This is a genomic window from Micromonospora endophytica, from assembly GCF_003236305.1.
In the GTDB taxonomy this organism is placed as follows: Bacteria; Actinomycetota; Actinomycetes; order Mycobacteriales; family Micromonosporaceae; genus Micromonospora; species Micromonospora endophytica.
Map to the genome: position 1 here is coordinate 1 of NZ_POTX01000447.1, position 1896 is coordinate 1896.

The 1896-nt window shown below is 76.7% G+C and carries 1 protein-coding gene; it reads left to right on the forward strand.

Features of this window, described 5'->3' with window-relative positions; all coding sequences use genetic code 11:
* Positions 1-33: 33 nt before the first annotated feature.
* Positions 34-1896 (forward strand): heavy metal translocating P-type ATPase (locus C1I93_RS30355; protein WP_111246663.1); only part of this gene is annotated, 1863 nt, incomplete at its 3' end.

Below are 1896 nucleotides of genomic sequence, written 5' to 3' on the forward strand. Positions count from 1 at the left end.
GGGCGGGGCGAGGGGAAACCCGGGCCCGAGTGCCTGCCGCAGCGGCCGGCGCAGCCGGGACGGTCCGAGCGCAGCCGGTGGAGGTTGTGGGCGCCACTCACCGGGCTGACCGGGTTGGTGCTGGTCGGGGCGGTGTTGTGGTGGTCCGGGCGGGCCGGTGCTGCCGATGCGGTGTGGGCGGTGGTCACCGTGCTCGCGCTGCTGCCGGCCGCCTTCTCGGTGCTGCGGGAGCTGTGGCGACGCCGGTTCGGCGTGGACGTGATCGCGGTCCTGGCGTTGGCCGGCGCGCTCGGCGTCGGGGAGTACCTTGCCGGGGCCGTGATCGCGGTGATGCTGGCGACCGGGCGGACGCTTGAGGCGTACGCGCAACGTCGGGCCACCCGGGACCTGCGGGCACTGCTGGAGCGGGCACCGCGTACCGCGCGGCGGCGCAGCGCCGACGGCGGCGTCGAGGTGGTGCCGGTGGACCGGGTGGCGGTCGGTGACCGGCTGCTTGTCGGCCCGGGCGACGTGGTCGCCGTGGACGGGGTGACCGAGTCGCCGGCGACCCTCGACGAGTCGGTGGTCACCGGGGAGTCCCGCCTGGTCGAGCGGGCGGCGGGCGAGGCGGTGGCCAGCGGCGTGATCAACGCCGGTGCCGGGTTCGGGTTGCGGGCCACCGAGAACGCCGAGCGCAGCACGTACGCGGGTATCGTCCGGCTGGCGCAGGAGGCGACCGCCCGCAAGGCCCCGACGGTGCGGCTGGCCGACCGGTACGCGGCGGCCTTCGTGCCGTTCACCCTCGTCCTGGCCGGCCTGGGCTGGGTGCTGTCCGGGGACTTCATCCGGGCGGTGGCGGTGCTGGTGGTGGCGACGCCGTGCCCGTTGCTGCTGGCCACCCCGATCGCCATCGTCTCCGGGCTGTCGCGGGTGGCCCGGCGGGGCGTGCTGGTGCGCGACGGCGGTTCGCTGGAGGTGCTGGGGCGGGCCCGTACCCTGCTGGTCGACAAGACCGGCACGCTCACCGCCGGTCGTCCCCGGGTCGCCGAGACCGTCGTCGCGCCCGGTGGCGACCCCGACGAGGTGCTGCGGCTGGCCGCCTCGGTGGAGCAGTTGTCCCCGCACGTGCTGGCGGCGGCGCTGGTGCGGCAGGCCGGTGACCGGGGCCTGGCGCTGCGCACCCCGACGGAGGTGACCGAGGAGCCGGGTCGCGGCGTGCACGGCCGGGTCGACGGGCGGCTGATCCGGGTCGGCCAGCTCACCGTTGACCTGCCCGAGTGGGCCGCGCAGGTCCGGTCCCGGGCGGAGGCGGCGGGACACTCGGTGGTCTGGGTGGCCGACGAGCACGGGCCGCTCGGCGCGGTCCTCTTCGCCGACCCGGTACGCCCCGACGCCCACCGGGCGGTGGAGCGGCTGCGGGCGGCGGGACTGACCCGGATCGTCATGGTCACCGGGGACCGGGAGGGCACCGCCCGTCAGGTCGCCGACGCCGTCGGCGTGGACGACGTGCTGGCCCGGTGCACGCCGCAGGAGAAGGTGGCCCGGGTACGCGCCGAAGCGGATCGGGCAGTCACCGTGATGGTGGGCGACGGGGTGAACGACGCCCCGGCCCTGGCGGAGGCGCACGTGGGCGTGGCGATGGGTGCCACCGGGGCGACCGCCTCGGCCGACGTCGCGGACGCCGTGCTCACCGTGGACCGGCTCGACCCGTTGGCCGACGCGGTCGAGGTGGCCCGGCACGCCCGCCGGATCGCCGTGCAGAGCGCCACCATCGGGATGGGCCTGGCAGTCCTCGCCATGTGCTTCGCCGCCGCCGGCCGCCTACCCCCGGTGGCCGGCGCCTTCCTCCAGGAAGGAATCGACGTCCTGGTGATCCTCAACGCCCTCCGCGCCCTCCGCAGCCCCCGTCCCCCCGCC